Source organism: Methanobrevibacter sp. (assembly GCF_017432245.1).
Lineage (GTDB): Archaea > Methanobacteriota > Methanobacteria > Methanobacteriales > Methanobacteriaceae > Methanobrevibacter.
Window position 1 is genome coordinate 1 of record NZ_JAFRJO010000082.1, and the last position, 26,993, is coordinate 26,993.

General features: G+C 31.6%; 25 protein-coding genes and 2 tRNA genes. 5 read left to right on the forward strand and 22 right to left on the reverse strand.

Translation table 11 applies throughout. The annotated features are described in order from the left end of the window. Window positions 1-83: 83 nt before the first annotated feature. Window positions 84-1,388, forward strand: coding sequence for a HEPN domain-containing protein (locus IJI80_RS06610; RefSeq protein ID WP_292788705.1), 1,305 nt, complete (start codon window positions 84-86; stop codon window positions 1,386-1,388). A 125-nt stretch (window positions 1,389-1,513) separates the two neighbouring features. Here the strand turns inward: IJI80_RS06610 and IJI80_RS06615 are convergent, their stop codons facing one another. From IJI80_RS06615 to IJI80_RS06640, 6 genes are all read right to left on the reverse strand, one after another. Further along, on the reverse strand, window positions 1,514-1,636 hold the full coding sequence (locus IJI80_RS06615) for a hypothetical protein (protein ID WP_292788707.1): 123 nt from the start codon (window positions 1,634-1,636) through the stop codon (window positions 1,514-1,516). 102 nt (window positions 1,637-1,738) lie between these two features. Further along, a complete protein-coding gene (locus IJI80_RS06620; RefSeq protein WP_292788709.1) occupies window positions 1,739-2,218 on the reverse strand; it encodes a hypothetical protein in 480 nt (159 codons plus the stop codon). Between the two features lie 231 nt (window positions 2,219-2,449). Next, window positions 2,450-3,724, reverse strand: a complete 1,275-nt coding sequence (locus IJI80_RS06625) for a DUF4143 domain-containing protein (protein ID WP_292788711.1) — start codon at window positions 3,722-3,724, stop codon at window positions 2,450-2,452. A 468-nt stretch (window positions 3,725-4,192) separates the two neighbouring features. Next, window positions 4,193-4,330, reverse strand: coding sequence for a hypothetical protein (locus IJI80_RS06630; RefSeq protein WP_292788713.1), 138 nt, complete (start codon window positions 4,328-4,330; stop codon window positions 4,193-4,195). A gap of 27 nt (window positions 4,331-4,357) precedes the next feature. Beyond that, window positions 4,358-4,492 (reverse strand): hypothetical protein, encoded by a 135-nt coding sequence (locus tag IJI80_RS06635; protein ID WP_292788714.1) that lies wholly within the window; start codon window positions 4,490-4,492, stop codon window positions 4,358-4,360. Window positions 4,493-4,631: 139 nt separating this feature from the next. Further along, on the reverse strand, window positions 4,632-5,123 hold the full coding sequence (locus IJI80_RS06640; protein WP_292788716.1) for a Panacea domain-containing protein: 492 nt from the start codon (window positions 5,121-5,123) through the stop codon (window positions 4,632-4,634). A 284-nt stretch (window positions 5,124-5,407) separates the two neighbouring features. On the opposite strand from IJI80_RS06640, the gene IJI80_RS06645 reads away from it, so the two are divergent. From IJI80_RS06645 to IJI80_RS06655, 3 genes are read left to right on the forward strand one after another with little or no spacing between them, the layout of a single operon-like run. Continuing rightward, window positions 5,408-7,213, forward strand: a complete 1,806-nt coding sequence (locus tag IJI80_RS06645) for an ABC transporter ATP-binding protein (protein WP_292788717.1) — start codon at window positions 5,408-5,410, stop codon at window positions 7,211-7,213. A gap of 1 nt (window position 7,214) precedes the next feature. Beyond that, window positions 7,215-9,002, forward strand: a complete 1,788-nt coding sequence (locus IJI80_RS06650) for an ABC transporter ATP-binding protein (RefSeq protein WP_292788719.1) — start codon at window positions 7,215-7,217, stop codon at window positions 9,000-9,002. Further along, window positions 8,999-9,601: a MarR family transcriptional regulator gene (locus tag IJI80_RS06655; protein WP_292788720.1), complete on the forward strand. Its 603-nt coding sequence runs from the start codon at window positions 8,999-9,001 to the stop codon at window positions 9,599-9,601. Before IJI80_RS06650 ends, IJI80_RS06655 begins: the two co-directional genes overlap by 4 nt. A gap of 58 nt (window positions 9,602-9,659) precedes the next feature. Here the strand turns inward: IJI80_RS06655 and IJI80_RS06660 are convergent, their stop codons facing one another. The 7 genes from IJI80_RS06660 to lonB all read right to left on the reverse strand — a co-directional run bounded on the left by IJI80_RS06660 (window position 9,660) and on the right by lonB (window position 17,548). Then, a complete protein-coding gene (locus tag IJI80_RS06660) occupies window positions 9,660-10,691 on the reverse strand; it encodes a DUF354 domain-containing protein (RefSeq protein ID WP_292788721.1) in 1,032 nt (343 codons plus the stop codon). 157 nt (window positions 10,692-10,848) lie between these two features. Further along, window positions 10,849-11,568 (reverse strand): hydrogenase nickel incorporation protein HypB, encoded by a 720-nt coding sequence (gene hypB, locus IJI80_RS06665; RefSeq protein ID WP_292788722.1) that lies wholly within the window; start codon window positions 11,566-11,568, stop codon window positions 10,849-10,851. Between the two features lie 148 nt (window positions 11,569-11,716). Next, entirely contained in the window at window positions 11,717-12,100 is a 384-nt protein-coding gene (hypA, locus tag IJI80_RS06670; protein WP_292788723.1) for a hydrogenase maturation nickel metallochaperone HypA, read from the reverse strand. A gap of 239 nt (window positions 12,101-12,339) precedes the next feature. Further along, complete coding sequence (locus tag IJI80_RS06675) at window positions 12,340-13,260, reverse strand: ribose-phosphate diphosphokinase (RefSeq protein WP_292788724.1); 921 nt, start codon at window positions 13,258-13,260, stop codon at window positions 12,340-12,342. Between the two features lie 221 nt (window positions 13,261-13,481). Next, window positions 13,482-14,579, reverse strand: a complete 1,098-nt coding sequence (locus IJI80_RS06680) for a hypothetical protein (protein ID WP_292788725.1) — start codon at window positions 14,577-14,579, stop codon at window positions 13,482-13,484. 237 nt (window positions 14,580-14,816) lie between these two features. Next, window positions 14,817-15,299: a hypothetical protein gene (locus tag IJI80_RS06685; protein WP_292788726.1), complete on the reverse strand. Its 483-nt coding sequence runs from the start codon at window positions 15,297-15,299 to the stop codon at window positions 14,817-14,819. Window positions 15,300-15,661: 362 nt separating this feature from the next. Further along, the gene (lonB, locus tag IJI80_RS06690) at window positions 15,662-17,548 is read right to left on the reverse strand and encodes an ATP-dependent protease LonB (RefSeq protein ID WP_292788763.1); all 1,887 of its coding nucleotides are present in this window, start codon (window positions 17,546-17,548) and stop codon (window positions 15,662-15,664) included. Between the two features lie 554 nt (window positions 17,549-18,102). Between lonB and cobQ the strand changes: the two genes are divergently transcribed. Further along, window positions 18,103-19,731 (forward strand): cobyric acid synthase CobQ, encoded by a 1,629-nt coding sequence (gene cobQ / locus IJI80_RS06695; RefSeq protein WP_292788727.1) that lies wholly within the window; start codon window positions 18,103-18,105, stop codon window positions 19,729-19,731. A gap of 90 nt (window positions 19,732-19,821) precedes the next feature. Here the strand turns inward: cobQ and IJI80_RS06700 are convergent, their stop codons facing one another. The 9 genes from IJI80_RS06700 to thsA all read right to left on the reverse strand — a co-directional run bounded on the left by IJI80_RS06700 (window position 19,822) and on the right by thsA (window position 26,710). Then, window positions 19,822-20,982, reverse strand: a complete 1,161-nt coding sequence (locus tag IJI80_RS06700; protein ID WP_292788728.1) for a thiolase domain-containing protein — start codon at window positions 20,980-20,982, stop codon at window positions 19,822-19,824. A gap of 54 nt (window positions 20,983-21,036) precedes the next feature. Beyond that, window positions 21,037-22,077 (reverse strand): hydroxymethylglutaryl-CoA synthase, encoded by a 1,041-nt coding sequence (locus IJI80_RS06705; protein ID WP_292788729.1) that lies wholly within the window; start codon window positions 22,075-22,077, stop codon window positions 21,037-21,039. A 365-nt stretch (window positions 22,078-22,442) separates the two neighbouring features. Then, window positions 22,443-22,516 (reverse strand) — tRNA-Gly (locus IJI80_RS06710). Between the two features lie 11 nt (window positions 22,517-22,527). Beyond that, window positions 22,528-22,601: transfer RNA gene (locus tag IJI80_RS06715), tRNA-Gly, on the reverse strand. A 123-nt stretch (window positions 22,602-22,724) separates the two neighbouring features. After that, window positions 22,725-23,012 carry a hypothetical protein gene (locus tag IJI80_RS06720; protein ID WP_292788730.1) on the reverse strand — a complete coding sequence of 96 codons (288 nt, stop codon included), beginning with the start codon at window positions 23,010-23,012 and terminating at the stop codon, window positions 22,725-22,727. 7 nt (window positions 23,013-23,019) lie between these two features. Further along, window positions 23,020-23,286, reverse strand: coding sequence for a hypothetical protein (locus tag IJI80_RS06725; protein ID WP_292788731.1), 267 nt, complete (start codon window positions 23,284-23,286; stop codon window positions 23,020-23,022). 304 nt (window positions 23,287-23,590) lie between these two features. Continuing rightward, window positions 23,591-24,268: a class I SAM-dependent methyltransferase gene (locus IJI80_RS06730; protein WP_292788732.1), complete on the reverse strand. Its 678-nt coding sequence runs from the start codon at window positions 24,266-24,268 to the stop codon at window positions 23,591-23,593. A gap of 138 nt (window positions 24,269-24,406) precedes the next feature. Beyond that, window positions 24,407-24,685 carry a hypothetical protein gene (locus tag IJI80_RS06735; RefSeq protein ID WP_292788733.1) on the reverse strand — a complete coding sequence of 93 codons (279 nt, stop codon included), beginning with the start codon at window positions 24,683-24,685 and terminating at the stop codon, window positions 24,407-24,409. 414 nt (window positions 24,686-25,099) lie between these two features. Next, window positions 25,100-26,710: a thermosome subunit alpha gene (gene thsA / locus IJI80_RS06740; RefSeq protein ID WP_292788734.1), complete on the reverse strand. Its 1,611-nt coding sequence runs from the start codon at window positions 26,708-26,710 to the stop codon at window positions 25,100-25,102. Between the last annotated feature and the right edge of the window lie 283 nt (window positions 26,711-26,993).

Sequence of the window (26,993 nt, forward strand, 5' to 3'; positions counted from 1 at the left end):
TAAAAGATTCATAAGCAATTAAATTTTAGATATGAATATCTGCAATATTGAATACACAAGTATAAACATATTGGAGGATTATTATGCATTACCTACTAAATAACCCTGGAACATTTTGGTTTAAAGATGATGAAGAAAATAAATTTAATGGATCAATTATTGAAGAAAACAACCATTATTTTTTAAAAACCGATATAAAAATGGAAGATTATCCAAAATATCATAACAAAGAAATAATTATTGGTTATGTGAATAAAACAAAAATAACACTATACAAAAGTCACTTGTGGAATCCTTTTGAAACATTAACATTTTCTATTGATTACATTTTCAAAAATTATGATTATAACTCAAATTTGAATTTTAAAGAAATTACACTTAGATTTCACAATCTAGAGAATTGGATTAGAAACAAAAAAATCTTTCCAATGAATTTTAATAATAATTATAAAAATCTTACAGAATATAAGCTTGTAAAAATTAAACTAAAAAAATTTGAGATAATATTTTCTTTAGGTAATTCAGTTAATTCAACTGATATTTCATTTTGTATAAAACCTCATTACTTAATACAGATTATCTATGAAAATAAAACCCCTATAGAAACTATACTAAAAGACATTAATATAATTAAAAAGTTTTTATCATTTTCAATGCATAATGAGACTGAAATAAAGCTTATGACATGCATGGTAGATAATGAATTCAATCCTTTTAATAAAATTGAAGTTTATTCAAAACTATTCGATAGAACTAACGAGAAAATAAACTCATTTGATATTTTAATTGAATTTGATGAAATAGAAGATATGCAACTCATAATTAGCAACTGGTTTAAAATTAGTGAGAAATACAAACCCTTACTTGACATTTATTTTATGAATTTTACAAATGAATCATATCCCGAATACCAATTCTTATCATATACTCAAGCATTAGAATCATATTTAAGAAAAAATGAAAAATATATTGATAAATATATGGGAATTGAAGAATATGAAGATATTAAAAATCAAATAATTGATTTTATTCAAGAATTAATAAAAAATGAAGATCATAAAAATAGTTTGGGAAATAAAATTAAATTTGGTAATGAAATTTCACTAAGAAAACGATTAAAAGAACTAATCAATGATTTAAAGGATTATGAAATTATAAATAAAATAATTGATAGAAAGAAAGATAAGTTCATCGGTGAAGTTGTAGATACAAGAAATTATTATACTCATTACGATGATTCATCTAATTTCAAAAAAGACAATGAAAAATTACACATATTAAATTTTAAATTAAAAATATTAATTGAATTAATAATTTTAAAAGAATTAGGATTTTATGAAGAATTTATTGATGATAAATTGATGATTAAATATAGTGATATTATATAATTTTTTAAACTTTCCCCCTAAAAATTTCTATATGGATAAATTTCCCATAATGTTTCTTAGAATTAATTTTGCAATTCCATCAATGTACTTTTCAAAATTCATGATTTTGCCATCTCTTTTATTGTTTACATCGATTCAGTATAAACAATATCTATATAATTTCCAAATACTGGAATACTTGATATTCTTGATTTTGAAGAATTATTAAATCTAGAATCAAAAATATATTTTACATCTTCAAATTCCATAATTTTCATCTTATTTAAATATTATTCATATATCTTATTATCTTCTATAATACAGAATTATGAAGTTAATTTTTTGATACAATTATTCATGGTAATCCGATATTACCAGATTTGTAAGAAAATTTGGATAATAATGCATATTGCATTTATAGCAGCTAAAAACAACATTGCTTTTGTTAATTTTACATTATATTTCGTGAGATTTAGAGTTTCTTCATTTAATTTTGATGATTGTTCTTCAGATTGTTTAACAAAATTATATAATTTCATATTTGTACGGATGATAGAAATTTCTGCTGGAGGGCATCTGTTTGGAAGAAGATCAATACTAGAAGAACCAAATTGAGAAAAATTAATTTTATTTGAGGTCCTACATCTATCATCAATATTATTTAACTTTTCACAATCATAATAACCTACACAAGTAGAAAAACGAATATAATCTTGATATCCCGTTTTATTAAAATTCTCTTTGCAACAATCATTAGAACAGAAAAATTCGTTTTCATCAGAAGTTACATAAAAATCATATGAATTAATCTTAGAATCACAAATTTTACATCTTTTTTCATTAGATTTCATAAAAATCACTTCGTTTCTAAAATATTTTATTTCATTGAAAAATGTTGAATTTAAAATTTATTAAAAAAATAGATATTAAAATGCATAAATATCTATTCGGATTTTTAAAAATTTTTGATATAACTAAAATTCCTTTCTTTTTGAAACATATTTAATATATTTCATAAATACTTTTACCTTTCAAATTTAGCCTAACATATAATTTTGCTAGTGAAAATTAAAGAAAAAGATTTATCTCAAACAACCAATTGGAATAACCTTTACTCCATCTCTCCTAGTATAAGCATCCTTTCCGCCTGTAAGAACAGCCAAAAAACTAGGATTATCCATTTTTTCATTCTTCTCAATTAAACTATTTATCTTAAGTAAATTTTGTGCTCCTTCTTCTATTCTTTCACTACCTAACTTACATTCTATCAATGCATATCTCCCATCCCTTAAATGGACTACACAATCAATTTCTAAATCTGTTTTATCATGGTAATAAGAAACTTTTCCACCATAAGGACTTGTATAAACACTTAAATCACGAATACATAAGTTTTCAAAAATAAATCCGAAAGTTTCCATATTTTTTTCCATAAATTCGGGATTTGCATTCAATGCAGCCACTGCAATTGAAGGATCAATGAAAACCTTTTTATTCCCTGATCTGATAGCTGATTTTGACCTTATATTAGGTGACCATCCACGATTATCTTCAAGAACGAATAGCTTTTTCAATGCATCAATATAAGAATAATAAGTTGGTCTGCTAATGTCCATGAAATTCTCTTTCATATCTGAAATAATAGTTTGGTCTTTTGCTAGTGTAGAGTTATTTCTAGCAATTGAACGCAACAATAATCTAACTCTATCAGGGTCACGTTTAACTCCATCAACAGCAGATGCATCACTATTACAAATATTTTCCAAATAGGAATATGCCACGAACAATTGCCCTTCTTTTGTTGGTTGGTTCAATGAATCAGGCCATCCTCCACGACAAGCTGCAAAAATCAAATCATCTATTGTCAAATCAGACTTACAATCATTTATATATAAATCAGGATTATTAAATAAATCAATTATTGATATTTGACCATTGGATTCACCGCTTTCATATAAACTCATAGGTCTCATTAATAATCTATGTATTCTCCCAGTACCGGTATGTGTAATATTGTCTTCATTAACTACTGTTGATCCAGTTAAAATATATAATCCGTAACCGTCCGCATCATCAACACTTGTCCTAACTGCATCCCATAATACCGGTGCTACTTGCCATTCATCTATTAATCTTGGTTTTTCCCCCCTTAATAGCCTTGAAGGTTCAATATCTGCCCACATCATATTTGTTTTATAATTATCCTTATCTTGTAATTTTAAGACACTTTTAGCATGTTGTTCTGCAGTAGTTGTTTTGCCACACCATTTAGGACCGATTATTAAAACAGCACCAATCATTTTAAGGTATTTATCTAATTCTTCATCAAGTATTCTTTTTAAATATTTCTTAGGCATGAAAATCACATAATAAATTTAATTCTATTATTTTATACTTTTTCTTAATAATACTTTACACTTTTTCATATAAATATTTTACAATTTTTCCATAATTTAGTTTACAATTTTTCTTAATAATACTTTACACTTTTTCATATAACTATTTTACAATTTTTCCATAATTTAGTTAACATTTTTTTCATAATTTTTTTAAGTTTTTTGCATAATCTTTCATAATATTAAGTATATAAAAGATTTAATATAAATATTTTTAATAAATTACGACTGATTAACTCTTAAATTAAAAACTAAACACATATAACTAGTTATAAATGAAAAAAAGAGTTTACTATACTTAACTATTTATTAAAAAATAGTAGCAGTATTCATCACAATTTCAAAAAAATGAAAAATAGATTGAAAATTAGAAAGAATAATTAAAAAAAATAAAAAAATAGTTTAATCAAACTTTTTTAAAAAGTTTTATTAGTCATCACTGCTTCCGCCATTATAGACAGAGCCTGGTGCAAATGGATCCAATGGATGTGTTTTCATCCAATATCCACAATTCCAGCAACGACCGTCACTATCCAATGGAAAACCGCAAATCGGACAAATAAGCATAATAATCACCTAAATAAATGAACCCCTTCAAGGCAAGTATTCATCATTAAAATCATCATAGTCATAATCATCTGGGCTGCCGAAATGAGCCATATATCCACATACCCAACAGTTTCCTTCGTCGTCTAATTCACTTCCACATGCAGGACATAAACCATACATAAAATTCCCCCTAGAACTTTCAAATATCTAATCAAATATTCTATTTAAAAAATATTTCATTTAATAATTATAATGATTATAGTTACATTTAAAGTTTTCTATATTGTTAAGAAACAATAATCAACCAATAATACAATAATTAATACTTACGTACAGAATAAAGCTCATCCCTATAGAATACATGATTATAATCCAATTCCGAGTCCAAATCCACCAGTTTATAAGGCATATCCCCCCTTTGATAAATCAACAGATCCGTAGCGCTGAAATCGCTTAACTCATAAATGACATGATCGATAACCATTTGTTCCTCTTTAGTGAAATTAAACAATGGAATCTGCCTTAAGTAATATCTTTTGATTAGGTAATAATAGTAGACCTCTTGTCTATAATAGAGATTATGAGACCGTATCAGCTGATTCATATTCTCATTGAAATGCTTAGGAACCACCCCAATTCTTGACTTCATATAGACCTCGTTTGTTAAGGATTCACCATACAATTCATAATAATTGAAGTCAATGAAATAGAGCAGAACAGAAATAACCGTTTTTCCAAGATTTTCCTTATGTGTGCAACGTGATATAATGTATAGTATAATTTTTATGTACTTTTCTTTTTTAAAATCCATATTAAACACCAATCATTAATTCAATAATCAAATAAACCAAATAAAATGATTCAAATTTAATATTCTAAATTAAAAAAGAGTAACCATATGAACACTAAAATATTGGTTTCAACTTGCTATTAAAAGGAAAGAAAGAGCATATGAAAATTAATATCATTATATTTATATATAATAAAATCTAAAGGTACCTATAGAAAATAATTTAAAGGTACCTTTAAGAAATTAAGAATTAACAAAATATTTGCCTTTAAAATTATAGCTTAAAAAACAAAAGTAGGAAAATCATGAATTTAACTGGAAAAATAAAGACTATAGGAAAATTGCTCAGTCCATTGAAAAAGAGCATAATTCCCCTATTTCTTATTATTGCATTTCTGTTGATTGACGTTTACTGTAACCTGACTCTACCTAAATACACTGCAGACATCGTAGATATCGGTATACAGAACACAGATTTCAACTACATAATAAGCGTAGGAACAATGATGATGGCTATGGTCTTGATAGGGGTATTTGCTACAATAGGACTTTCATACTTCTCAAGCAAAGTGTCAGCAGCTTATGGAAGGGATTTAAGAAAGATAAGCTATGAGAAGATATTGAAGTTTTCAAACTTTGAATTGAACAAGATATCAAGAGCATCACTCATTACACGTAATACAAACGATGTATACCAAATACAAATCTTCTTAGGATTGTTCTTTACAACAATACTCTTTTCACCGATATTGGGTATAGGAAGCATACTTAAAGCAATGGAACTTGGAACCAACCTTTTATGGATCATTGCAGTGACATTCGCTGCTGCAATCATTCCTTTTGTAATAATATTCATCAGAACCATTCCTTACTTCAAGATAATGCAGGAATTGACTGATAAGATCAACCAGACCTCAAGGGAAATATTGATGGGAATACCTGTAATCAAGGCATTCGTAAGACAGGACTATGAAGAGGAAAGATTTAGAAAGACCAATGAAGACTTCCGTTCAGTGAACTTGAATGTATTCAGAATACTCTTAGTGTTATTGCCTGCAATGACTTTACTCTTGAATTTAATGATAGTTCTCATTTTATACTTTGGAGCATATGATGCAATCCAAGGTGAGATATTAACTGGAACAATCATAGCATTCATCCAATATGCTACACAAATCGTAATGGCATTTTTAATGATGGGAGGATTCCTTGTCATGATTCCAAGGATTTTGGTATCTGGAAGACGTGTAGCTGAAGTGATAAATACAGAAATAACAATCAGCGATGGACCAATTGACACCATAGATGATAATCCGATAATTGAATTTAAAGATGTGGTTTACAGTTATCCTGGAAGTGAAAAGGAAACATTGAAAGACATCAATTTCAAACTGGAAAAGGGAAAAACCACTGCAATAATTGGAGGAACAGGAAGCGGTAAATCCACAATCCTAAATCTAATTCCTCGTCTTCAAGATGTAACTGGTGGTGAAATCCTTGTAAATGGCAATAACATCAAGGATTATAAATTAACAACCTTGAGAGACAGAATTTCCTATGCTCCACAAAAAGCAATTCTTTTTGAAGGAACAATAAGGTCAAATATGCTTATCGGAAAAGAGGATGCAAGTGATGAAGAGATTGAAAAAGCATTGAAAATGGCAGAAGTTGACTTTATAGAAAGCTTAGAGGATGGAGTTTCACAAGGGGCATCCAATTACTCAGGAGGGCAAAAGCAACGTCTACAACTTGCAAGATCAATAATCGCTGAACGTGACTTCTACCTATTTGACGACTGCTTCTCAGCACTTGACATGAACACTGAAGCAAAGGTGAAAGAGAACCTAAAAGGCTTAAAGGAAAACTCATCAATGCTTATTGTATCACAAAGGATTTCAACAATCATGGATGCTGATGAGATTATTGTTCTTGATGAAGGTGAGATAATAGATAAGGGAAGCCATGATTACCTTAATGAGAACTGCAATATCTATAGAGAAATAGTATCTTCACAAATAGACCGTTCAAAAGACTTATTGTATGATAATGAGGAATCCTCTAATTATGTTTTAGATACAAGTTACCTTAAGAAATCAGCAGGAGGTAAATGATATGGCAAGAAAACCACGAAGAGCACCTCCTGAAAAACCGGCAAACGCTAAGCAATCAATAAAGAACATATTCTCTCTCTTGACAGGATATAAATTGAAGCTAAGCTTGACAGTTATCTGCGGAATCATATCAACAGTCTTTTCAGTCATAAGTCCTCTTTTAATAGGATTTGCTACCACTGCAATATTTGATGGGATAAACTCTGGAAATATGGATTTGAACCATATAATAAATCTGCTCATTGCAATCGTGATTTTATATATCATAAGTGCAGTTTTCTCATATCTTCAAAGTTATCTCCTCTTGGATATAACAACTGACATCAGTTATAATCTAAGAAAAGACTTGATTGAGAAAATCACTCACTTGTCAATGGGTGATTTGGACATAAATACCAGAGGAGACATTCTATCAAGAATCACAAACGATGTGGACTCTCTTCAAACAGGAATTGTTCAAACATTCAACCAATTGTTGACTGGAATCATAACAATAATCGGCGTTACAGTGATGATGCTCTCAATTAACTTATGGTTAACCCTTACCACAATAGTATTGGTTCCAATCGCATTCCTGATTATAACATACATAACCAAATACTCACAGGATTACTATCTAAAGCAGTTAAGATACAGAGGTAACCTAAATGGTCAAATTGAAGAATCCTTTACAGGACACGAAATCATTCGATCATTCAATCAGGAAAAAGAATCCATGAGAATCTTTGAAGAGGAAAATGAGAATTGGTATGAACAGGAATGGAAATCCAAGTTCTTCTCAAGCCTATCCGGTCCTTTCGTACACTTCATTTCCAATTTGCAATATGTAATCATATCAGTTCTTGGGGCAGTTCTCGTGCTTCAAAAGGCAATAAGCGTTGGAGACATTTTGGCATTTATCCAATACTCCAAAAACTTCACAACACCTATTGAACAGATAACAAGAATAATGAATATGATACAGACTGCAATGGCTGCAAGTGAAAGAATATTTGAGTTCCTTGAGATAAGGATTGAAGAAAACCCTTCAAAAGAGCAAATCAAGGAAATCAATGATGAGATAAGCTTTGAAAATGTCAACTTCGGTTACAGTGAGGATGAGCCAGTAATCAAGGACCTTTCATTTAAAGTCAAGAAGGGTGAAAAAATAGCTATTGTAGGAGAAACTGGAGCAGGAAAGACCACAATAGTGAAACTGCTCATGAGATTCTATGACCTAAATGGCGGAGAGATAAAGATTGATGGCGTGAACATCAACAATTACGACAAGCATAGCGTAAGGTCTCTTGTAGGAATGGTGCTTCAAGACACTTGGCTATTCAATGACACAATATACAACAATATACGTTATGGTAAATTGGATGCCACTGAAGAGGAAGTCATAAACGCTTCAAAAGAGGCTCATGCAGATCATTTCATAAGACAAATCCCTGAAGGATACGAAAGTGAGCTTAACGAAGATGCAGACAATATCTCCCATGGTCAAAAGCAGCTCTTGACAATTGCAAGAACCATCCTATCAAACAAGCAAATATTGATTTTGGATGAAGCAACATCCTCAGTTGATACAAGAACTGAAAAGATAATTCAGGAAGCTATGGATAAGCTGATGAAAGACAGAACAAGCTTCATCATTGCTCACAGATTGTCAACTGTCAGAAATGCAGACAAGATAATTGTAATTGAAGAAGGACATATCATAGAGCAAGGTTCACATGAAGAGCTATTGGAGCAAAAAGGATATTATTACAATACCTTGAATGCACAAAGAAAGGAGAATATCATATGAATGGGAAAAATAATTTAGATGAGGATTTGAAAAATCATATCGAACAGTTTAATCCTAATAAAGTGAATAACAAATTATTGTTCCATAAATTCATTATGATAAATGAAATTCTGGATAAGAGGAATAAAAAACAAAATCCAGAAATGAAAAGCATCACTAAGGGACAAGGCAGATTAATTGGTTTTCTAAAAAGGAAAGATGGATTTTCCACTAAGGAATTATCTGAAATACTAAATATCAGTGTCACTTCCCTTAATGAAACATTGAATAAGCTGGAACAGCAGAATTTCATTAGAAAAGTCCCATCCCCTAAAGACAAAAGGGTTCTGCTTGTCGAATTGACAGAAGAAGGACGATCCATTGAATTTAAAAATCATGCGGATATCGATATCTTTGACACTTTAAGTGAAGAGGAAAAGGAAAATCTTAATGAATATTTGAATCGCTTAACTGTAGCGCTTCACAATAAATTCAAGGAAGAAAACCCTGAAAAGTATGAAAAGATAATTAAAAACAGAAAGGAAATCTTTGAAAAATACTTTAAGGAGTATAAGCCTCATGAGGAATGGGCAGGATTGTTTAATTGTGATAAAAAATAGTCTTACTTAATCTAATAAAATAAAAGGAAATAAAAAAGAATGAAATTCTAAATAAGACTTATTTTTTAGAATTGCCTAATTCGTAAGTCTTATCTACAATAAGTTCAAATAAATTGTCTGTTTTTAACTCAATTGGCTTATGAGGATTTACTATAAAGCTTAAAGCTTGCTTGGTAATATCCTCTAAATCAGTTGTCCTATACATCAAACCATTATCCACATAGAACTGATCTACAGATAAGGTGTCTCCAGGATAACATGAAATGACAGGAGTCTGTAGAATAGCCGCTTCCCTATTCATTGTTCCACCTGCACCAATTACAAGATCACATGCTTTTATGATACTTGAAGTGTCAACAGGAGGCTTAAGGATTGTTACATTCTTTATTCCTTCAAAAATCTCTGCTTGCTCTTTGAATCTAGGAAGAATAAGGATATTAGCATATTCCTTCAATACATCCACCACTGGAGACAATACAGATTTTCTGCAGTCAGTATTCAAATAGGAAGCAAGAGAAGGTTCAGGTCTCATTAAAATAGTCTTTTGAAGCGGCAAATCAAGCCCTAAATCATCAAAGACATTTTCATTAAACTTAAAATTGTTAAAGTGCATAAGCTCAGAAGTTCCATTATACTTGATGATGTCATTTGGATTTGCACCATATTGCATCAATTTCCACTCATCGATAATGCTTGGAACTATAATCTTGCTGCATAATGGAAGAGTTAGCTTATTTGCAGCCATTGCATGCTCATTATCCAGAACAAAAAGACTTGGAATTGCAAGGCCAAATGCCACCCTTGGAAGCTCTATGGAATGCTTTGACAATGCCACATCAAAGTTTTCACCGGAAACAAGGTCAGCCAAGTCTACAACACGCTGTGCACTTTCCTTTAGCTTTTCTTCCAATGTGACTCCATGCTTACCTACAGATACAAAATCAATATCATACATATCCATTAATTTATGAATGTCACCGAACTTACGTGCAGTGACTAAAACATCCTCTCCCTCATTTTCAAAATACTTAATTACATCTTTAAAAAATCTTACATGAGGAGCATTTGATATATCAATCCATATTTTCATGAAATCACCTTTTATAAATATTATTTTAGTAATACTTAATAAATTTTAGTAATAATTTAATAGAAAAATAAAATTAAAAGAAATAAAAATCTAAAAAAGACTTATTTGAAAAAATAATAAAAAAAGTTAAAATAAAAAAATAAAAATAGAAGAAAGATTAATGATGATGGTCATGATCATGACTGTGCTCATGGTCGTGGTCATGATGATGGTGATGTTCAGCTTCGTGTGCTTTAGCATCTTCAATAGCTTCAATCACTTCATCTAATCCTTTACCTTCTTTTAAGCTGGTAGTGATGACTTTAACATCAGGATTAAGTTTCTTAGCATCAGCAACCATCTTATCAGTGCTTGCACCGACAGCATCAGCTAAATCAATCTTATTGATGATAATCAAGTCAGAATCCTTGAAAATGTAAGGGTGTTTTTCTACAGTGTCGTCACCTTCAGTAACACTGACAACAACAATTCTCATATGAGAACCTAATTGGAAGTCAACAGGACAAATTAAATTACCTACATTTTCAATGAAAAGATAATCAATATCATCTAACGGCAAGTCGCCTAAACCATGACTGACCAAATGTGCATCTAAGTGACATTCAGTACCAGTGTTCAATCCGACAACAGGTGCGTTATGTGATTTGATTCTATCCGCATCAAAATCACTGATGATATCTCCTGCAAGTACACCGATCTTTGCATCAAGGTTATCAATCAAGTCTTCAATAAGAGCGGTTTTACCAGATCCAATTGCTCCTACAAAGTCTATACAAAATATATCGTGGTCTTCCAATAAATGTAAATTCTTATGTGCTAATCTGTCATTAGCATCCATAATATTCTTTGCTATCTCTACATCTGCAATCTTATGCATATGATTCACCTTCAAAACATATAATTTTATAATAAGTTTAATAATTTTAAAAATTTGGACAATATTTTAAATAGTTAATGATAAAAGTATCAAAATTATAGAAAAAAATTTTAATTATTTTAATAGAATTTCTTATTGCAAATTTTTACTAATTTTCATCATCATCTTTTTCAATGCTGATGCTTCTGACAGTAATATCCTTACCATTTAGAACTTGAACCCTATGACTTTCACATTCAGGGCATAAAATCATAGGAGCATAATGGTCACTGTCATCAATGTTACCTATTCCCTCAAATCCACAATTGTGACATTTAATTTCAACATCAATTGTATTAATGATCATCTCAGCATTTTTAGTAAGCTCTTCGCCTTCACACATAACGCCAAGCATAAACTTCAATTGTTCAGGATTCAACATAGCCAACCTGCCAATTTCAATAACTATCTCAGTTACCTCATTTGCATCATTAGCCACTGCAGTATCCATAACTGTGTTAAAAATCCCTTGAGCCATAGCAAATTCGTGCATTATATATCTCCAAATATAAATTAATAAATTACAATATAATATTTTAATTAATATAATATAAAACTATTGTTAATAAATAGAACAATTATTATTAGAATAATCCGCAAGTAATACTTTTTTAAAAAAATAAAGAAATAAAAAAAATAATGGAACTTGAGATTCCATTAGAAAATAAAATAAAATAAGATTATTTTAATGAATATTTAAATTTAGGTAAAATAAAAGATAAAAAATTTAAATTATCTTAAAGCATCTGCAATCAATTTAGCTAAAGAAATTGAACTTACATCAGATGTCAAAGTATCAGTGCTTGATAAGTCACGAGCTCCTGCAGCCATGATTTTTAAAACAGCATCATTTACAAGAACTGGGTGAACACAACAGACATCTACAGATTTCGCACCATGCTCCTTTAAGATTCCGATTGCATTTACAATTGTTCCACCAGTAGCTATAATGTCATCAATGATAATTGCCTCTTTTCCAGCTACAGAATCAATGTTTACTTTAGAATCCTTTTTGACCTTGTCGAGATCTTCTGAGTCAAAATCACATTGAACATCAACGATTCTGGTTTCGACCTTATCAGGACCTAATCTGATTTTGCTCATATAAGTACAGTTGCAACCAAGAATTTCAGCTATTTCTTCTGCAAAATCTAAAGCTCCTTTATCTGGAGCGATAATGATAGGATTTTCCACCTTACCTGCAAGGTATTCTGCAATTGGAGGCATAGCAGAAAGGTTTGCAGTTGGAATGGTGAAAAAGTCTCTGACGCTATCTTCATGCAAGTTGATTGAAATGAATTCATCCGCACCAGATTCTTCAATCAAATTAGCTACCAATTGAGCGGAAATAGCTTCCCCATCTTTAAATCTTAATTCTTGTCTACCATAACCTAAATATGGAACAACCACTTTAATATGCTCTGCACCTAAGTCCTTAAGAGTTCTAAGTATGAATAACAATTCAATTAAATTTTCATCTTGAGGAAAACCAGTTGATTGGATAACTGTAACATTCTTTTCCACTTCACCTTTAATCCTCACATATCTTTCACCATCAGGGAATTTTTTAGTTTCAAGAGGACATAAGGTTTCTCCTAATTCCTTAGCAACATTTGCTGCTAATTTTTGTGATGCTGAACCGCCAATTATCAAAATAATCACCAAAAATATTGTCGTTAATCTTAAAATTTTATTAATTAATCAAATTAATAATATAATAATATCTTTATAAATGTTTATAATTAAATATTACTATTTTAAAAATAGTGAAAATATAAAGAATAAAAAATAGTAAAAAGTTGAAAAAAGTAGAATAAATAAAAAAAGTTAAAATAAAAAATAAAAATAGAAAAATAAAGAATAGAAAATTATTTCTATCTGCTTACAGCTTCATTACTATCTCTTCTAATAGTTACACTATGAGCCAATACTAATGAACCTAAGAACATAAATGTTAATAAAGCCATACCATTTACAGTCCTATTGAATAGGAAAAGACCTATAACCCCTTGAGAAACAAAACCTGTAAGGGAACCTATTAAAAGAACTTCCTTACCTAAGTACTTTCTATTTTTGCTTTCTCTTTTATGTCTGTATTCCCTTAAAATCAATAATCCTACAATAATAGTGCCTAAAACTATTAATAACAATATCAGGAATGTTAGATATCCGAAGTCATAAGCATAACCGAAAATACCTGGGAGCATATAATCGATTGTATCCTTTCTTGTAACTAATAGACCAAAGAATAGTGGGAATGGTAATCCAAATAACAAAATGAATTGCATTGGCAAACTAATATAACCATCTGCAAATCCTGAACTATTGGACCAGTAAGAGGAACTTGGATCATGTCCTATTAACCAGGTGTTTCCAACTACTAATTTTAAACTGGATAATGAATTTGCTGCAAGTCTTGAAATCCTAAGTATAGGTGAGAAAACTCCCATACCCGTAATTCTTGCAATTATCTCCAATACTCCAAAAGCAACTAAGGCCGCTCCAAAGAACATTCCAATTCTCCTCAATGTGAGAATAGACTTTTGCCTGAAGGATTTTGAAATAATTGTGTATCCAATAAACAAACCGACAAACCATAATAACAAGAAAGACCTGTGCATTGCTCCTCCAAATATGGTTATACCTGCAAGAAGCAAATAGACTATCCTTTTAAGCCTTGCCACATTAACCCCCGACTCTTCCATCACTTTCAGCGAAGCTAATGCAGTTATAATAGCTAAAAGGGCAATTGGGCCGAATGGGTGAGTATATTCATGCTGACCAAAGGATAATATTAAGAATATTAAATCAGTTCCAAATATGAATGTAAATAACCCTGACAAGAACAAGGATAAAAAAGTAACCACACTTAATGAAAGTGGAACTAAATTTAAAACAAATATCATGGTAGCAAGTAAAATCAAACCTACTTCGACTATAAGTTGAAAATGATTTTGAGCTATTAATAACATGAAATCACACAATAAATTTAATATTAAAAATTTTTGATTTATAAATTGAAAATAAATAATCTTTAAAATGCTATAAAAATCTTTTAAGATTAGATATACATCATTATTTTTATTTAATTAAGTATTTAAATATTAGTAAAATTAGGAAAAATTATTAAAAATTAGAAAAAATAGAAAAAAATAAAAAAGAAAGAGAGATAGTTTTAAAAAAGGATTCAAAACCATTAATCAAAACCATTAAATTAACATGATTTTAATATTACCTAACAAGATATCTGGAATAATAGGCAATGGATTTACATGTGTAATACTCATAGCAACAGCATCTCCACGGGAGTTTCCTTCAACCCAGTCATGTTGACGAATTGTTTCTAAAATATTATCTCCAAAAATGTGTGCAGCTGCTTGATCGTTAATAATAATTAGAATATGAGGACTTACACCATAAGTATATTCCATGATTTCCTTAGCATCTTGATAAGGATTGTCAGTCATGTAAATGTTATGAAGGGTATGACCATTTGCATTGTGTGAACTTCCCGGATAGATCCAATTAAATCCTCCATTTACACTCCATAAAGCAGCCATATCTACTCCAGCAATTCCTCCTTCAGTATCATCTTGAGCTAAAATCAAAATACCGGAAAATGCAGTTATCGCTAAAAACAAAACAACAATAACAGCTACGATACCTATAGCCCTTTTCAAAGTAGTTGCCATTTTATCACCACCATAATTTATCAAATTGTAAAATATCAAATCGATAAAATGAATATTTAATATAAATTTACTATAAGATGTTTTTACATCTAATTATTATTATAACACATTTTTAATATATAAACTTTTTGCATATACAACAATAAAAATAAGCTAAAATAACAATTAAAATAAGAAAATAATTAAAATAAAGAGAATTAGAAAGTTAAAAAATATAAAATAAATGAAATAATAATAAAATAAATAATAAGAAAATTGAAAAAAATAAAAAAATTATAAAATGAAAAGTGATAAAAAAATAAAAAAATTATAAAATAAAAAGTGATAAAAAATAAAAAAAGAAAAAAGAAAAAATTAAGAGATTAGTTATGGCTTGGATTAGACAAAGCCATAGAGTCAGTAGATACTTTACTGGTTACAGCACCACTGATTTCTCTCATTTTCTTAATCAACCTTTCCTTTTTACTGCCATTGATTAAGATATTCTCTAAAACGTCTTCAATGGTTTCAATAGGAATGATTTCAATCATATCTTCATACTTTTTCTCAAGCATTACATCATCCATATTGGATTTTGGCAAGAGAACTTTCTTAATTCCTGCTTCTGCTGCCGCTTCAATCTTAGCAGTAGCTCCACCAATAGGCATTACATCTCCACGAACGCTTAATGAACCGGTGAGTGCAACAGATTGATCAATAGGAATTCCTTCAACAGCAGAAATTACAGCTGCAGTAATGGAAACACTTGCGCTGTCTCCTTCAACTCCATCATAGCTTTGCAAGAATTGAACATGAATATCATGATTGGAAATGTCAACTTGAGTGTATTTCTTGATGATTGCACTTACATTCTGAACAGAATCCAATGCAATTTCCCCAAGCTTACCGGTTACAATGATTTTACCTTCATTCTTACTGTTTGCAGGAGCCATTTCGGCAGCGATTGGCATAACAATACCGCTTCTATCACCCATAACTGCTAAACCATTGACCATACCGATTTTTCCACCAGAAGAATGGAATACACTGTATTCTTTTCTTTGGATAATAGATCTGTCAACAATTTGCTGTTCTAAGGTTCTTGCAAATTTCTTAGCGGTTACAACATGCTCAGCAGTTACTAAATCTGCACCTTCCTCAATAGCTACATCACCAGAGGAACGTACTAAACCACCTAACTCCCTTAATCTAAGGGTAAGTGCATTTTTTCTGCCTGCTCTACGTTTAGCTTCCAAAATGATTTCATCAAGCGCATCAGTTGCAAAGTGTGGAATTCTTCCATCATTCTTGACTTCCTGAGCAACGAATTGAACAAGCTTTCTTCTGTTTTCTTCAGTATCTTCCATGTAATCCTTCATGAATACTTCGTAACCGTATCCTCTGATTCTTGAACGCATAGCAATGTGCATACCTTCAAGAACTTGAATGTTACCGGAAGCCACAAGAACAAAGTCACAAGGAACCGCTTGAGAACGTACCATTGCACCACTGCTGTTTTCGCTTTGACCAGTGATTGCATATTTTTTCTCTTGCATTGCGGATAAAAGCTCTTGTTGGGTTTTCATGCTCATTGTACCGATTTCGTCAATGTATAAAACCCCTTTATGTGCCTTATGGATCATACCGCTTTCAACACGTTCGTGTGCAGGAGTTCCAAGACCACCAGATTGGTAAGGGTCGTGTCTTACATCACCGAGCAATGCACCTGCATGAGCTCCAGTAGCGTCCATAAATGGTGCAAATCTTTTATCACCATTGTTCACTAGCAATTTTGGAGCGCTATTTGACACTCTCGGTTTGATTTGCATTGAAATAAATATAACAAGAAGTGCAGCAATAATGGCTTCAAAGATTCTTTGATACATTAATCCAAGAACGAAAATAGCTGCAGTGACAAACATGGTAATCATCATCTTTTTCTCATCACCGCTTTTTGCATTAGCCTTGTTTGCCTTAACTATCTTTTTACCTTGACCTGCTGGCACGGTTCTAATCAATGGATAATTGCTATCTTCTGGGTTTGGATAAACCAATACATCCTGAAGAACTTCTGGAGGCAATAATTCAGCCATTCCTTTAGCTAACATTGACTTACCTACACCAGGGTCTCCAATAAGAAGAACATTTCTTCTTTGTTTTGCTGCCTTTTTAATAGTCTCAACAGACTCTTCATGACCAATGACCTGGTCAATAAGCAAAGGAGGCACTTCTATATCTGCAGTATTTGAAATTGACTCATAATCAAGCATAGGCTTGATTCTGCGATTTCCCTCATCGTCTTCAACAAACTCAACTTCAAGGGAATCCTTATCTTCAGACTTGGTTTCTGCAATTTCTTCAACCGCATCAGCAACATCATCAGATTCATCAGCTTCTTCAACTTCTTCAGCTTCATCGATTATATTGTCTTCTACAGGAGAGTCTACGATTTCTTCTTTAGGCTCTAACTCTTCTACTTCTGTAGGCATTACTTTATCTTCTTCCATATAAAACCTCCTAAATGTTTTCATTTTACTTAATTTCTAGTTAATATGACACTTCTATTTTTTTTAATAAAGTTTTGAATTTATAAATTACCTCAATATTTTATTATATTAATATATATTAAACTACATGCTTAATAACTTTATGATTTTAGTCATATAAAAAGGTTTGTATTTTAGTAACTTTTATTAACTAAAATAAGTGAACATGAAAATCAAAAAATGGAATCCTCCCATAATCAAATCAAATAAAATTTATATTTTATAAAAAACAAATGAAATTAATATATAAGAAAATATACAAGAATTTGGGTAAAATTATGACAAAATGTTTAATGATTCAAGGAACTGCTTCTAATGCAGGAAAAAGTTTAATAGTTGCAGCGCTTTGTAGAATATATACAAAAAGAGGATATAAGGTTGCACCATTCAAATCACAGAACATGTCCTTAAACTCATACACTACAAAGGAAAACAAGGAAATAGCCATAGCACAGGTATTGCAGGCAAAAGCTGCAAATATAGACCCTACAGTAGACATGAACCCTATTTTGCTAAAGCCAAAAGGGGAATCCTGTTCACAGGTAATCATTCAAGGTGAAGCAGTTGGAAACAAGGACTTCTTTAGAAAGTATGACAAGACAAAAGCTACCCAAAAGGACATAGACAATAATCTGATGGACGATGAAGATTATAGAATCATTGCAAAAGAAGCTGTAATAGACTCATTAAACAACTTAAAGAAAGATTATGACATAATCATTATGGAAGGTGCAGGATCTCCTGCTGAAATCAACTTAAGGGAAGGAGACCTTGCAAACATGGGGGCTGCAGAAATAGCAGATGCAAATGTGCTTCTTGTTGGAGACATTGACAAGGGAGGAGTGTTCGCATCAATAGCGGGAACCTTCCTGTTGCTTGATGATGCAGACAGGTCAAGATTCAAAGGAGTTATCATAAACAAGTTCAGAGGAAAACAGGAATTGTTATGCTCTGGAATTGAAAGATTGGAAGAAATCATTGAAGTTCCAGTCCTTGGAATAGTTCCTTATGCAGAAAACCTCCAACTGCCTGAAGAGGATTCTGCATCCCTAAAAGAGCATAACTGGACAAAAGAATTTGATGAAAATGAAAAACATATAGTCCTAGGAGTTCTGAAACTTCCAAAAATAGCTAATTTCACAGATATCGATCCTTTTGATGCAGAGGATGATGTTGAAATTAGAATGATTGAATTATATGATGATAAGGAAAAACTTAGGGATATTGATGCACTTATCTTGCCTGGAACCAGAAATTCCACTGAAGATATGAAAGAATTGGAAGACTCAGGTATGGCAGAAAGAATAAGGAAATTGCATAAGAATAAGAAAATCCCAATCATTGGAATCTGTGGAGGATACCAAATTTTAGGAAATAGAATTTACGATAAGAACCATAAAGAGTCTCAACTTGATGAGATTGAAGGGTTAGGCATTTTAGACATTGAAAGTGAATTCATAAGGGAAGAGAAAATCGTGAAACAAAGCCTTGCCACTTTCGAATTAGAAAAGAAAACCCATGAAAATGAATCCGACCAAATCCATGAGATATTTTCCAAAATCAATGGTGAAGAAGTCACAGGATATGAATTGCATGAGGGAACAACAAATCTCTTAAGCGCTAAACCATTATTTAAGATTAAAAAGGGTATGGGGAATAATAATGAAGGAATATATGACGGGGCTTATCAGAATAATGTATTCGGAACTTATTTCCACGGAATATTCAATAATTACAATTTAAGAAGGGAACTTTTGAATCATATAAGGAAAAGCAAAGGTTTGGAAATAAAAAATGATGAAGACCCATATGAAACAAGTGTTGAGAATTCACTTGAAAAATTAGCGAATATCGTAGAGGATGCTCTTGATATGGATTATATTGATAAACTTATTTTTGAAGAGTAAAAAATAGAAATAAGAAAAATAGAATAATAGAAAAATAGTTAAAAAGCAATTAAAAATAAGAAAATAAAAAAAAGTTAAGAAAGTAGAAATCTAGTTAGGATCTCTACCAAAGATGTGAACAGCACAAGTACCACCAGTACCACCAACATTATGGGTCATACCGATTTCAGCACCATCCACTTGACGTTTGCCTGCTTCTCCTCTTAATTGCCATACGATTTCAGCAGCTTGAGCAATACCAGTAGCACCAAGAGGGTGTCCTCTTGCCTTTAAACCACCAGATGGGTTAATTGGACAATCACCATCAATATTGGTTTGTCCTTCCTCAAGAACTTTTCCACCTTCACCTTTTTCAGCAAATCCAAGGTCTTCAATTGCAAGCAATCCGTTGATTGAGAAACAATCGTGAACTTCAGTAGCATCAATATCCTTTACAGTCACTCCAGCCATATCATATGCTTTTCTGGAAGCTGCAATGGTTGCATCTAAAGTAGTAATGTCTTTTCTGCTGTGCAATGCGATGGTTCCAGAAGACTGTGCAGATGCTCTTACATAAATAGGAGTGTCAGTGAATTCCTTAGCTCTTTCTGCTGCACAAATAACAATAGCTGCTGCACCGTCAGAAACAGGTGAACAGTCGAGTAAAGTTAATGGATCTGCAACAGGAGAAGATGCCAATACTTTATCAACACTAATTTCAAATGGGAATTGAGCATTAGGGTTGTTTGAAGCATTTTTATGGTTTACTACAGACATCATAGCCAATTGCTCTCTTGTGGTTCCATATTCATACATATGTCTTTGAGCAATCATAGCATATAATGATGGGAAAGTAGCTCCTTGTTGTGCTTCCCATTCTTGGTCAGAAGCGGTAGCAATAGCAGGAGTTGCATCAACAACATCAGTCATCTTTTCTACACCTGCAGATACCACTACATCATGGTAACCTGAAGCGACAGCCATAATACCTTGTCTAAGTGCGAGTCCTCCTGATGCACAAGCAGCTTCAACTCTTGTACATGGAATTGGGTTCATACCCATACTATCAGAAATAAGTGCTGCGATATGTTCTTGACCTACGAAAAGACCTGCAGACATGTTTCCGACAAACATTGCCTCTAAATCTGCACCACTAACATTTGCATCTTCCATAGCTCCAAGACCAGCTTGTGAAATTAATTCTCTAAATGAACTGTCCCATAATTCACCGAATTTTGTTTGGGAAGCTCCGATAATTGCAACATCTCTCATTTTTTCACCTTTATCATAATAATTATAATTAATTCCTCTAAATTTATCCTCTTTCTATGCCATTCTAAGTTTTCCTTTAAATTTAGCATAAACTGCATAATCAACATAAATCTTTTTAGAGAGGATTTCTTCAGTTGTAGGAGCTAAATTTTTAACTTCTTCAATTCTGTCATTTACAGTTAAGGTAAATCCATCACTACCTGCACCTGAACCGTAGGATACAATGAAAATCTTATCGCCAGGTTCTGTTTTATCCAAAACATTGGAAAGTGCTAAAGGAACAGCACCAGAGTAGGTGTTTCCTACATTAGGAGTTAATAGACCATCCTTATATTGTTCTGGTTTGAATCCTAATTTTGTAGCTGCCCTTAAGTAGAATTTACCATTAGGTTGATGGAAAATAGCATAATCATAATCTTCCACTGTTGTATCGGTTTTTTCAAGCAATCCTTTTGCTGCACCGAATACATGTTTGAAGTAAGCTGGATCACCAGTGAATCTTCCTCCGTGACTTGGATAAGGTTGACCTTCTCTTCTGTAAAAATCGGGAGTGTCAGTAGTGTAGCTGTAAGTAGTTCCAAAGTCAGCAATGGTGTTTTTATTACCAACTATATAAGCTGCACCACCAGCAGATGCAGTGTATTCCAAAGCATCTCCAGGAGCTCCTTGAGAGGTATCAGCACCAATAGCTAAACCATATTTAATCATGCCAGAGTCTACTAAACCCATAGTGGCTTGAATTCCTGCAGTTCCTGCTTTACAAGCAAATTCCAAGTCTGCTGCAGTCATATCAGGAGTAGCTCCAATTGCTTCTGCAACGATTGTAGCGGTTGGTTTTACTGCATAAGGATGAGATTCTGAACCAACGTAAACTGCTCCAATATCTTGAGGATCGATTTGTGCTCTAGCTAATGCATATCTTGCAGCGGTAACTGCAATGGTTGCAGTATCCTCATCAGATGAAGGCACAGACTTTTCATTAACGATTAAACCGTTTGAGATTGAATCAGGGTTATCTCCCCATACCTTTGCGATTTCTTCTACTTTAATTCTATATGAAGGCACATTTGCCCCATATCCAACAATTCCTGCCATTAAATCACAACCATTTAATAATTTAGTTTTAATTAAAATAGCTAATAATTGCTATTAATTCAATTTTAATTTTAACAAATAAATATAATTTTTAAATTCAACAATGATTTTATTTTCATTTTGTTTTTTTTAAAGAAATATAAACTTAAAATGACTAAAAAAACTTAAAATGTTCATTATAAGGTTATATTAATATAATATTATTTTTTAATACATATAAACTTATTTAATAAAATAAGGGAAAATATGTAAAAAATGATTTAAAAGCTATACTAAAACCAGTTAACAATAAAATCATTTCAAAAATAGACGAAAATCATAAAATAGTTAAAAAAATTAAGGTTAAAAAAATCATGAAAAACAGATGCAGCTGCCGGGATTCGAACCCGGGTTGTAGGCTTGGAAGGCCCAAGTAATAACCAGACTATACCACAGCTGCGATAAAAAAAGTGCGGCGTCCGGGATTTGAACCCGGGTCTCTAACGTGGCAGGCTAGAGTCTTAACCAGGCTGGACTAACACCGCAATATACAACATATAATTGTTAGTTAACATAATATATAAATCTTTCTATAATTAAGATTTTTAATATATAAATAACAAAAAGAGGCAATAATTTAAATTAGAATAAGGAAAATCCTTAAAAATTTAAATCAACTGATTTATCAAAGGAAGCATTGATTGAATACCTAAAACAAATATAGCAAATCCACCAATAAACTCAATATGTCTGGAATATTTCATAGCGGATTTTGTACCGAAAACACCTATAAACTGCCAAGTAATTACTGCTAATAAACTTAGTCCTGCAACAAGTAGAGGATCTGCACCTTCAATTACACCTTGAGCGGATAAAACCAAGTTTTCGATGTTTCCGAAAATTAATAATCTTAAGAAAGGCTTATACTCATTTACGAAATCTTTAAATGAAGACATTCTATCACTAACCTCTAACTGCTTCTAGCATTGATTGAATACCTAAAATAAAAATAGCTAATCCGCCAATGAATTCAATGTAAATGCCATAAGTTTCCAATTGCTGAGTACAAACAGTACCAATTATTAACCAACAAGTTACGAAAATTAAACTAAAAATTGCTAATTTTAAAGGATTTGCTGCTTTAACTACTCCTTGAGAAGCTAAAATTAAGTTCTCGATATTTCCAAAAATAATTAAGGAAATTAATCCAATTGATAAAGCCATACTCATCTAATCACCATTTACTTCCTAAGATTAAAGTCAAGTGATATTTTTTATTAGTTATTATTTTAGAATCCGCTATAAAAAAATATCAAATGAAAAATAATAATTAATAAGAAATATAATCAAAATTAATCTTTAACATATTTTATTAATCTTTAATCATATTTAAAATTTACTTAAAAAAATTAATTGTTCTTAAAAAGTAGAATAAATATATGAGATTATGTATTAAAACAAAAAATAATGAAGAAAGAAAAATTAGAAAGAATTAAAGAAAATAATCGAATATCAATTGAAAAAACAGAATATTTTATTTCCTTGCGATTACACAAAGCCATCCAGTAACCAATTCCCTATCTACACTATCAGGACCGCTTTTTGAGAAACAGATAATGTCTGAAAATCCTGCTTCACGCAAGTATTCATCAAATTCATCTTCAGAGAATATTTTCATGTCCAAGAGATCAATAAGCTCCTTTTGACGCTCATCCTCTTCATCAGGAATTGCCTCATTGCAGATGAACATTATTCCATCATCTTTCAATACCCTTCTGACTTCTTTGCAGTCATTTACAAAGTCTGGCCAGAAATAAACTGTTTCAAATCCAGTTACAATATCAAAGGTATTGTCTTCAAATGGGAGTTCAGAGACAGATCCTTGAATAACCTCACATCTTCCTTCATCAATTGCATCCTGATTTAGGTTTGTAGATTTCTCAACAGCTATTTCAGAGTAATCAAGTCCATAAACCTTATTTTCAGTCATGTTAAGGAATCTTTCCACATTGACTCCCCCTCCACAACCGATATCTAAAATAATATCATCCTTCGAAATGTCCAAATGGCTTACACCCCATTGAGCAAGGCTTTCATGACTTTCGTTCATGCGGTCCAATAATTTATCACCTAATTCGCCAACAGGTTTTCGAGCATTAATGATTAATTCCTTCTCTTCTTCACTTCTAATATTTTTTTCATTATCAACCATTTTATAACTCCTATATCAATCATTTTTAATATCTATTTATCAATATAATCTTACCATTAATAATATCAATTGCATGATTAATAAATTTTAGTATCTCTGAAGAAAATGTTAAAATAATTAAAGGAATATTAAAGAAGATTATTCCTCAAAATAAACTTCTCTAATAAACTCATGAATGCCTATATCAATCAAGGCAAAATCATTAAAAAATCCTAAAAGTGCTAATTCATTCAAGTCATTTTCTTCAAGATCAATTGGAACCTCCCTTTCCCCATCACCCCCAGATTTAGAAGGTTCGCAAGAACCGTAATCTATGCTGTTTTTAACATACATATCTTCATGATAATTTCCTTTAATATTTTTTTCATTTTCTTCATTGTTTTCTTTTTTACATTCCTTTTTATTTTCCAAAGACATTTTACCAAATCCTTTACATATTTTTAAAAAGTTCTTGAATAGAGATTGATTTTTAAAGAATATAAACATAAACAAAGAGCATTTGAAAAGTAATATTAAAAATAAAGGATAATTACTTAGTTAAATTAGAAATAAATTATATATAGTTTAATATATTAAAAAACAAGAATTATTATTAGAAATAGTTTAACATATAAAATCAATGCGGATTCTAAAAGAAAATAATATTCATTGAAGAATAATTTTAATTGAAAAATTAGTTAAAATCAATGAAAATAAATATTAAAAAAAGTAAAAAAAGAAAAGAAATAAACCTTAAAAAAGGTTCATTTAAATAAAAGCCTAATCCTTTACCAAAATAGGAAAAAATTTTGGTCAAGGTTTTGCGTTGCCGTAGGCAACGGAAAAGCTTGGCTACATCATTGGAGGCATGCCGCCCATACCTGGGTCCATAGGCATGTCGCCAGCACTGGTTCCGCTGGAAGCAATTACGTCATCGATTCTTAAAATCATTTCAGCAGCTTCAGAAGCAGATTGAATAGCTTGTTTTTTGACACGTTTAGGTTCTACAACACCTTCTTCTTTCATGTCAGTAACATCACCAGTGAATACGTTTAATCCCATGTAAGCAGATTTTTCGTGAGCAGCTCTTAAGTCTACTAAAGAGTCAATGCTGTCTAAACCAGCGTTTTCAGCTAAGGTTTTAGGAACAATTTCTAAGGATTCTGCAAATGCAGTTACAGCTAATTGTTCTCTTCCGCTAATGGATTGTGCGTATTCTTTAAGTTTTTTAGCCATAGCGATTTCAGGAGCTCCTCCACCAGCTACAACTTGACCGTCTTCTACAGTAGCAGCTACTACACCGATTGCGTCATCAACAGCTCTGTCGATTTCGTCAACGATGTGTTTGGTACTTCCTCTGACGAGTAAGGTTACTGCTTTAGGTTCTTGACATTCTTCTACAAAGATCATGTCATCACCAGAGATTTTCTTCTCGATTACGGAACCTGCGTGACCTAAGTCAGCTTCGGTTAAGTCATCTAAGTTGGATACAACAGTAGCGCCAGTTGCTTTAGCTAATTTGTCAATGTCAGATTTTTTAACTCTTCTTACAGCTAAGATTCCTTCTTTAGCTAAGTAGTGTTGTGCTAAGTCGTCGATACCTTTTTGTGCGAATAATACGTTTGCACCGACATCAGCGATTTTGTTAACCATATCTCTGACCATTTGTTCTTCTTGTTCAATGAATGCTTGCATTTGAGCAGGGTCAGTGATTCTGATTTCAGCATCTACTTCAGTTTCCTTAACTTCTAAAGGAGAGTTGATTAAGACAACTTTTGCGTCTTTCAATTCAGATGGCATACCTGGGTGTACTTTTTCCTTGTCTACGATTACACCTTGGATTAAGGTAGATTCTTCTACTACAGCGCCGTCTTTCTTCTCGATTTTAATGTGATCAGTGTCAACTTCACCATCGTCAGCTACTTGTTGTACAGCATCTACGATTAAGTTTGCTAAAGGTTCACGAGCTTTTTCGGTTCCTTTACCAGTCATAGCAGTCATAGCTACTTTTACTAACATTTCACGGGAAATGTCTTCGATAGCGATATCATCTAAGATTTCTTGTGCTTTTTCTGCTGCTTGTCTGTAACCCATAGCAATGATGGTTGGGTGAATGTCCATATCTAATAAGGTTTCGGATTTTTTGAGGAGTTCTCCAGCAATGATTACTGCGGTAGTAGTTCCGTCTCCAACTTCGTCTTCTTGGGTTTTTGCAACTTCTACGAGCATTTTTGCTGCAGGGTGTTCAATATCCATTTCTTTTAAGATAGTAACTCCGTCGTTGGTTACTACAATATCTCCGAGTCCGTCCACTAACATTTTGTCCATACCTTTTGGACCTAAAGTGGTTCTTACAGTTTCTGCTAATACTTTACCTGCTAAGATGTTGGTTCTTTGTGCATCTCTACCTAACAATCTGTTAGTTCCTTCAGGTAAAATGAAAATAGGTTGACCTTGTGCCATTCTATACACCTCAATTTTTTTAATAAATAATTTTTTTGATAGATTAAATAAATATAAGTTAATTTAAATCATTGATAGATTCAACTAATTTAATAATATTTATTCTATAATAACAATGGGTTTAAAGTAATATATAAAGTTTTTGTTTTTATGATGAATTTTTGGAAAATTATTATTTTAAAGAAAAATATAGAAAAATGATTAAAAATTGAATGAAATTATAATTATTTTAAAATAATATGAACAAAATAATATAAATTTAATTTAGTTACAAAAATATATT